The 8,310-nt window shown below is 61.1% G+C and carries 4 protein-coding genes; 3 read left to right on the top strand and 1 reads right to left on the bottom strand.

Annotated elements, in window-relative coordinates:
* Positions 1-266: 266 nt before the first annotated feature.
* Positions 267-581 (bottom strand): H-NS histone family protein, encoded by a 315-nt coding sequence (locus tag BM070_RS23585; protein ID WP_092942745.1) that lies wholly within the window; start codon positions 579-581, stop codon positions 267-269.
* 1,093 nt (positions 582-1,674) lie between these two features.
* Here BM070_RS23585 and BM070_RS23580 point away from each other — a divergent pair.
* The 3 genes from BM070_RS23580 to BM070_RS23570 all read left to right on the top strand — a co-directional run.
* The gene (locus BM070_RS23580) at positions 1,675-2,826 is read left to right on the top strand and encodes a hypothetical protein (protein WP_139222983.1); all 1,152 of its coding nucleotides are present in this window, start codon (positions 1,675-1,677) and stop codon (positions 2,824-2,826) included.
* A 3-nt stretch (positions 2,827-2,829) separates the two neighbouring features.
* Positions 2,830-5,730, top strand: a complete 2,901-nt coding sequence (locus BM070_RS23575) for an ADP-ribosyltransferase-containing protein (RefSeq protein WP_092942739.1) — start codon at positions 2,830-2,832, stop codon at positions 5,728-5,730.
* Positions 5,714-8,310 (top strand): ADP-ribosyltransferase-containing protein (locus BM070_RS23570; RefSeq protein WP_139222982.1); only part of this gene is annotated, 2,597 nt, incomplete at its 3' end. The genes BM070_RS23575 and BM070_RS23570, both read left to right, overlap by 17 nt.

Genomic DNA, 8,310 nt, shown 5'->3' with positions numbered 1-8,310 from the left:
TTCAAGGCCGACAAGCCACCGACAACCCGAAATAACGGAGCATTCTTCACGCAAATCCTGTCACGAGTGGTACTGGAGATGGGGTACCAGTGGGTCAATTGAAGATCCGCCTTTGAGAAGACGGCCCGCTAACCTGCGGGCCTTTTTTTTGGCTTCTGCCTATCAAGACACGGATCGGGCGGCTGTGAGCCTTCAAACACATTCAAATCCGGACACCCGACGCAAAAAAGCCCGCAGACGCGGGCTTTTTTGCGAGAGGGGAGCAGTCAGCCCTCCGCGTTGATCAGGAAGGCCTCCCGAGGCCGGTCCGCAATCCAGGCCGGTGGCTTGCCACGCCCGCTCCACGTAGCGCCGGAGTTGGGATCGCGGTACTTGGGAGCCACAGACCGGCCCTTTCCCGCATTCACACGCTTGGGCGGGAAGATGTCCCCCGCCTTAAGCCCGTAGGCTTCCACCAGTTCCTTGATCTTGGTCTTGACTTCGCTCAGCTCTTGTTCGCGAGCCTGCTTGATCTGAACGTCTAGTGCATCGCGCTGAGCGATGAGGTCCTTGTACGAAGCCGATGCTGCTGCACTTTCCATGGAAACAACTCCCTGTTGCGAAAAGCCATCAATGAAAATTATCTGGTTCAGATTATATAGAACTCACTCTGATTTCTCTTGATTATCCATATAAATATCGCCTTCAGTCTCAAATCATCTGTGGCATTGTGGGGGGGGGTCAAGGCACAACGGCAACCCGCCTAAATGATCCTTTTTGGATCATAAAGATCCCTTGTAGACCCTTGCAATATAAGCCGATTGTGCAGCTTTTTATCGTCATTCACTAGCCCAGTAGGGGGGGTCATTGCACAACGAAGGGGGGGGGGTCGAGCGACAACAGGGGGGGTCAAGGCACAACGGGCTGGCACCATCCACGACGGGAATAGGGGGGGTCAAGGCGCAACGCATGGGGGGGTCATTACACAACGCCTAGGAGAATTCGGCTGATTTCACCTCAGCGGAGGCCCCAGATGCGCCGCCCAGCTAAAAACTATCAGCGGAAGACATCGTATTGAAGCAATATGTTACTTCAGAGGGAAGTGGCAACAGTCTGAAGGAAATGGTGCGCAGATAGGGGGGGTCACTGCGCAACGAATGAAAGACAGGCAAGCAGGGGGGGTCACTGCACAACGTCTTTCGAACGGGGGCTGCACGCAACGCTGGTGGGGGGGGGTCATATCACAACGAGGTCGCAGACCCCACGCACACCCTTTTTCAGCTCTGGCCTGTGGATAACTTATCCACATGGGGGGAGTCATTGGACAACGGAGGGGGGGTCAACGTACGCCCGAGGGGGGGTCGGTACTCAACGCAGGGGGAGTCAATTGGCAACGGAGGGGGGGTCACTGCACAACAGAGGGGGGGTCATAGCGCAACGCGGGGGGGGTCACTCCACAACGGAGGGGGGGTCAATGCGCAACGCAGCACTTTTGCAAGTCATTGATTTCATTGATGATTTTTGCACTTTTGAAAAGTCTGAGATTACGTTCTGAGATTGCGTTCTGAGCTACGCGAAGAACATGCTTTCTGAATTTCGGTTTTAGAACTGCATTTAGAGATTCGGTTTTAAAGCCGTGACGTGCGGATTAAAAAACAAGCCAGAAATGCATGAATACCAGCAAACCGGGGACTGGTGACCGCCACCGACGCCCTCTACAATGCTGGTTCCATAGTTGCGAGAGGAAAGTCAATGCGTCCTAACCTTCTGCATGAAGCGACGTCCGCCTACGGCGAGCACAGCCTGTCTGCCATCGCCGTGATGGTCACCCATCCAGCTCCTGCTCGGGAACCCTGGTATGTGGTCTTCGACAAGAAGAGGGCCCTGCCTCTCTACGAGACAGACTTGGCAGAAGAGGCCATCGATCGGGCCGACCGCCTTACCGCTATTTCCGATTTGGGGCAAGCTGCCGCAGCTCTTCTGAAGTCCGACAAGAATCTGTACCTGGTGTCACCGTTCGATGTGAGCCAGTCCCCGGATGGGTTACAACTCATCACAGATGCGATGGCCAGGGGCAGTGCCTCACTGGTGTTTGGCCAGGACTCGGGCTTCACGGACGTGCTCGAAGACAACCCCTACTGGGAAGCGTTGCGCTCAGCGATCAACGCAGCCCCCGAACTGAGCAGCCGACCTAAATCCGTGATCTTCTCCACCGCGGAGCAGCTGTTGCTGCGTGACGAGGAGGGAATACGCACCGACACCACCGACGTCTATGTGCTCATGCAAATTGAGTGGCAGGGGACCGCGCCAGTGAGTGCCCGCCTCACCGTACTTGACGAGGATTACCCGGTGAACGGCAAGGCTCTGTACGAGCACCTCTACGAGATGAGCCACTCTCCAGAGTGCGAAATCTGGTACGAATCCCCCGAGGAGCTGGCCACCTGGGAAATGGCGACGCTGAAGGCCATGCCTCTCTTCAGCCAGTTGCGCAAGCCTGAACACACTCATCGCGTGCTCGCATACGAAGGCGGGCCGATGATGAAGAGCCTGGTCAAGACCCACCCGTGGTTACTTGAAAAGGACGGTGATGGAAAAGCGGTCCCCTTGCGCGTCAAGATCGTCCCAGATGATGAGGAATTCGGCGAAGACGCGTTGCGAAAGGATCACCACCTGCTGGCATCCGCGTACTTGACCGGGGTCCTGGAGCAGGATGGAAGGGACAAGGATGGAACGCGCTGGGACCGTAGGTATGAGGCCAGCCATCCACCAGCCACGCTGCATGACGACCACCTCGTGTCCCACAAGGAAACCGAGCGCAAAGACGACTCCGGTCCTTCGTTGGGTTGAGTCATGGATTCGACCGAAATGGGCCGCTCCGCGCCCGTGAACTCCTCTGGAGAGCAGAAGCGGTTCGTGAGCCATCTGGCGCGTGTCATCGCTTCATTGCCCGATCGCATCCGCGTCATGCCAGCGATGCAGTGGGTCACCTGGCTGCGTGGGAACGCCGCGAAATTCGGGATCAAGTCCGAGGAGGTTCAGTGGACGGGCCTGGGTGAGTACCTGGCGCTTCGCAGCCAGGATAAGGTGTCCCGCGAGGACATCACCCACTTTCTGTCGCTGGCCACCGTGCCGTTGAGAACCACCGACTTGCTCGGGCCCGAATGGATGCGAATGGATACCGGCGAGGCGACTCGCGACGATGCCATCGCGCGGCAGTGGGACGCCGAAGGCGCGCCCGTGGTACAAGGTCCCAGCGACTTGCGCTTCAAGAAACATGTCTTGCCCGGCGGCACCAACTATCGTGAGCTGCTGCTGAGCCTGCCCAGCCCCATGCAGGCCTACAACCACTTGGTGGATCGTCTCCGCGCCAAGCATGGTGATGGCGGGCTGCTCCACCTGCCTCTGACACCGGAGGAGCGCTTCGTGCTGGATCAGCGGATGGACCAAGGTGAAAACCCCGTGTTCGTCCATGCGGCGCACTGGGACGATCGTCCCAACGTGCTGGTCCACCTGCGCATGGATGACAGGCTGGATGTCGAAGGCAAACGCGTGGCCATGGTGCTGGAACTGCAAAGCGATTGGGGCCAGCAGATCACGAAGCACGGGTTCTCCGACCAGCAGCGCCCCTGGGAACTGTTCGATCCGAAGAACCCAGAGCCGGTGATCGAGCGCTTCGCGACACAGGATGAGGCCGAGCTGGCTGCCCAGCGCGCCGAGGCAGCCGGCCGGTTCCTCGACTATGCGAACGACCGCTTCCGCGCACCGCTAGGCCCATTCGTCGGCAAGACGAAAGCGTGGGTCGCCTTGGGCGTGAAGCGGGCCCTGATCGACGCTGTTGAAGGCGGCTACGACCGCGTGGCCTTCATCTCCGGCGCGCAGGCGGAGGCCATGTTCGACGTCCGCAAGTCGGTGGATCTGATCACCTACCGCAAGCTCTCGACCGATCGCTATCGAGTGGAAGCGTTCAAGGACGGCGCGTGGAAGCTCAAGCGGCCCTCATCCTCCATCGACGACATCGAGCGCCACGTCGGTAAGGGCATTGCTCAGATGATCTTGGCGGGAGAGGGCGTGCCGAATGAAGACGGCTCGGTCTCGATCCACCAAAACATGATGGTTGGTCCTCAGGGCCTCAAGCCTTTCTACGACGAGATCGTCCTGCAGGTCGCTTCCGATGTGGTGCGGAAGCTGGGCGGAGAGTCGCTGGTGGCGATAGACCTGGACCGCTCGCCCCTTTACCAGGTGACCGATGATGGCGTGAACTTTGTCGTCACCGGCCCGGATGGGACTGCGGAGCGCCGGGTGGCCAGCCTGCAAACTGCCGAACAGGTCGTGAAAGAACTGGGGGGTGGGACCACCCAATGGGGCTTCGACATTACGTCAGCGCTGCGCGAGAAGGTCTTGCAGGGCGTCGCGATGTTCAGCCACGTCGAGCAGCTCCATGAAGACGAGATGCAGCGCGCCACACCGCAAAGCGTACGGGACGCGATCGCCCGACTGGTACGCGTCAGCGCCGAAGAGCTGCATGACAACGTCGGCAAGCTGCTCATCACGACGTCGCAGGATCTGCTGGGCGAGGATGATGGCGATGTGCTTCCCACGCAGACCGTCGCTTTCCAGCGTTGGTTCGATGGCAGTGCCGTGGTAGATGACGATGGCGCTCCGCTGGTCGTCTTTCATGGCACATCGGCGAGCTTCAGCACCTTCCAGCCTTCCGAGGCAGGGTGGTACGGCAGCGGCATGTACTTCACCGATTCAGCAGAGGTCGCCGACGAGTTCGCTCAGAACGAGGACCAGGGCCAGCAGATCATGCCGGTGTACCTGGCACTGAAGAACCCGTTCTACTATGACGAGCCGAAGTTCTGGTCGCGCGATGCCGGCGACGAAGCGAACTTCTATCTGATCCGCTCGCTGCTCGATCCCGAAGAAGCTGAGGTGCTGATCCAGCAGCTGCGCGAGGAGGACAAGCCTGAGGCGATCCGCGACCAGATCCAGCAGGTTCTCCAAGGCCTCGGCCATGACGGGCTCATCATCAACTCTGCGGTCGGCACGCACCGCGAGTACGTCGTCTTTGATCCAGCGGCGATCAAGAGCGCGATCGGCAATGTTGGCACGTTCAACCCGGACGATCCGGACATCACCCGCAGCGTGGCCGTGGTGGCCAACAGCCAACCCCAGGCGCAGGCTTGGCACCATCACCCGACGCGGACTACCGTCATGCTCGCCGACCGCATTCCCGCAGGGCGCGAGCAGGCCGTGTACCTGCACGAGATCGTTCATTCTCATGGCCGTGACGCCATGGCGCCAGAAGAGTTCGGCCAACTGGTGGACCAGGTGAAGGCTTGGAACGACAGGCCACAGGGCTCTATCGAGCGCGAGATCCACGATGCGGCGCTGCGGCGTGTTGCCACCGCGGGCGTTCAAGGCGTTGCAGCTGATGAGGAATTGTTCGCCTATGCGGTCGAGGAGGCGGTGGCCAGGGGCGTGCAGCCCTCGGCCGCAGCCGCCGCCGGCAGCGCCCAGGCCTGGCTGCAGGCCGTGGTCGAGAGCATCCAGCGCATCGGCGAGAAGCTCATCGGAAACGACCTGCAAGGGCTCGATGGCCAGGACCTCGTGGACCTGGCCTATGCCCTGGCGCAGCTCGACAGTCCTGAGCACGGGTTGAGGGTCCGGCTGGAGCTGCAGGAGGCCTTGCGAGGATCTGTTCCACGCAGCGACAACACCGATGGAGGTGACTATGCCCCAGGGCAATGAGGAGGAGTTGAGGGGCTGGATGCAGGGCAGTGCGGCCAAGGGCCCTGGCGGGGAGCCTCTGGTGCTCTTCCATGGCACCAGCGCGCAGTTCGAGAACTTCGAGGGCCCGGCGTTCTTCACCGACAGCTTAGATGAGGCGCGTGAGTACGGACCGTATGTCATGCAGGTCCACGTGGCCATCAAGCGCCCGAAGCAACTGGACTCTTTCGGTCAGATGCAGGCCTTCCAGAACGGTGAAATCGAACGGTATGCCGCGCTGGGCTATGACGGCTTCATCGGCGAGGGCGCCGGCGGGACGCATTACTTCGTGTTCTGGCCGGACCAGGTCCGGCTGGTCCAGGCCTCAGCGCCTGAAGCCCCTGCGCCCGATGCCATCGCCGAATCGATGAGGCAGCTCATCCCGACGATGGGCAGCATCGACGCCCAGCGCAACTACCGCGTCTACCGCGCCATCGACGCGATCCTGCAGGTCAGTCAACTCGATGATGCGCAGTCGCTCGCGCTGGATGCTCTGGAGCGGAGCCTGGCCCGCGCCTGGTCCCGCGTCAAAACGATGACGGACAGGGAGTCGGCCCGCGCTGCGGCCGTGTACCTCGACTTGGTGGACCTCGGTATCGACGAAGTCATAGAGGGCGGGACGCTGCAGGAGTTTGTTGGAGCGGGTGGCTCCGATGCCAAGGCGATCAGGATGGAGTTGGACGCTTTAGGGACGGGTCTGCGCCAGAGCCTCGTGGCGGACGCACAGCCGTCGCAGGCGGAGGTGGCCACGCCACAAAGCGTGCGGGCCGCGATCGCGGAGGTTGTGGGGCTGGACGCAGTGGCACTGCAGGAGCAAGTTGGCCGGCTCGTGATCACCACAAGCGACGCTGGGAAAGCCCCGCCGACCCAGTCTGCGTTGGACCAGTACCGCCAAGGCGGGATGGTCACTCTGTACCACGGCACCACGCCAGAGAACGCCTCGCGGCTGCTTCGCGATGGCAAGACGGGCCGTGCCCCGCTCGGGGCAAGCGGTGGCAGCCCCGAGCTGCTCTACGTCACGACTGATCCTGAGAACGCGGCTTGGTTTGCGGACCAGGCAGGAGGCGGCGAGGTCTTGGTGGTCCAGGTGCCGGCGTCGCAGCTGCGCACTGATCCCGAGGATGGTGTCCATGGCACGGTGCTCGCGGAGCTGCAGGCGGCCGCGCGGACCGGTATTCCCGCGTCACTGGCTGTCTTCGGGGACTTGATGCCAGAGCGCATCGCCCGTACTACTGATCCGACGAAGGTTACCGCATTCCAGGACTGGTTCCTTGAAAGCAAGGTGGTGGATGCCGAGGGGAGGCCGCTGCGCGTGTTCCACGGAACGGCAGAAAAATTCACCGTTTTTAAGGGAGGACGGGGCGGGTTCTATTTCACGGACGATCGGAATGCCGCGCAAGCCTACGCACACAGCGCTGAATCTGAAAACGACGATGCGGAGCCGCGTGTTCTTGACGTCTATCTTTCGATCAAGAACCCCATGGTGCTCGGAAAGCTCTGGTATGAGGAAAACGTACTGGATGAAGACGGCGACCAAAATTGGGAGGCTGTTGACAATATGATCTACGAGGCAGCGGAGGCGGGCCACGATGGTTTGATCCTGCGTGGCTTCCCTGATTTCGACGGAATGGAGTTCGCCGCCGGAGCAAAGGTTGGCCGTCGCATGCAGCGTGAGTACGACCAGTACATAGTTTTCCGCCCTGAGCAGATCAAGAGCGCGGTCTTCAATCGCGGCACGTACGAACCGCAGAATCCTGACATCCGCTACAGCGTTGGCCAATCACGGCGCCAGACAGCCTTCGATCGCTGGTTCGCCGACAGCAAGGTGGTGGACGCGCAGGGGCAACCCCTGACCGTCTATCACGGCACCACGGCTGACTTCACCCGGTTTGAGCTGGACCAAGAGCTTGGTCAGAGCGATGGCTTTTTCTTCGCAGGCCCTGAATCGACGTTCTACGTCGAAGGGTACGTGAACCATTTGCTGGATGGACCTCGCCGCACGATGCCTGTGCACCTCTCGCTGCAGAACCCCAAGGTAGTGGAGTCTTCATGGGATGGCGATACGTTTGCAAATCCAGACTTCGAGAACGAGCAGATCGCCAAGGCAAAGCTGGAAGGACATGACGGAGTGATATTCGTCGAAAGGGAAGCCGGCGACCGCTTCTTTGTTGCTTTTCATCCCGAGCAGATCAAGAGTGCCATCGGCAACTGCGGAACATATGACCCGAACGACCCCGACATCCGTCACAGCCTGGACGCTGGCCAGGACCTCGGGCTGCAGGCCCAGGCCTGGCACGACGCATCGTCGAACACCACGGTGTTCCTGGCCGATCGCATCCCCGCCGGCCGCGAGGCGGCGGTGTTCCTGCACGAGACCGTGCACCGCCACGGCCGCCAGGCCATGCCCGAGAGCACCTTCGACCAGCTGGTGGGCCAGGTGCACACCTGGGCCCAGCGCAGCGTTGGCACCGTCGAGCGCGAGATCTACGGCGCCGCGGCCCGCCGTGTGGCCAGGGCCCGCGTGTCGGGCCCGGCGGCCGACGAAGAGCTGTTCGCCTATGC

The sequence above is a fragment of the Paracidovorax wautersii genome (genome assembly GCF_900113035.1).
Classification (GTDB): Bacteria; Pseudomonadota; Gammaproteobacteria; order Burkholderiales; family Burkholderiaceae_C; genus Paracidovorax; species Paracidovorax wautersii.
The sequence above is the reverse complement of the archived record's forward strand: the minus strand, read 5'-3'. Positions and strand labels throughout refer to the sequence as shown.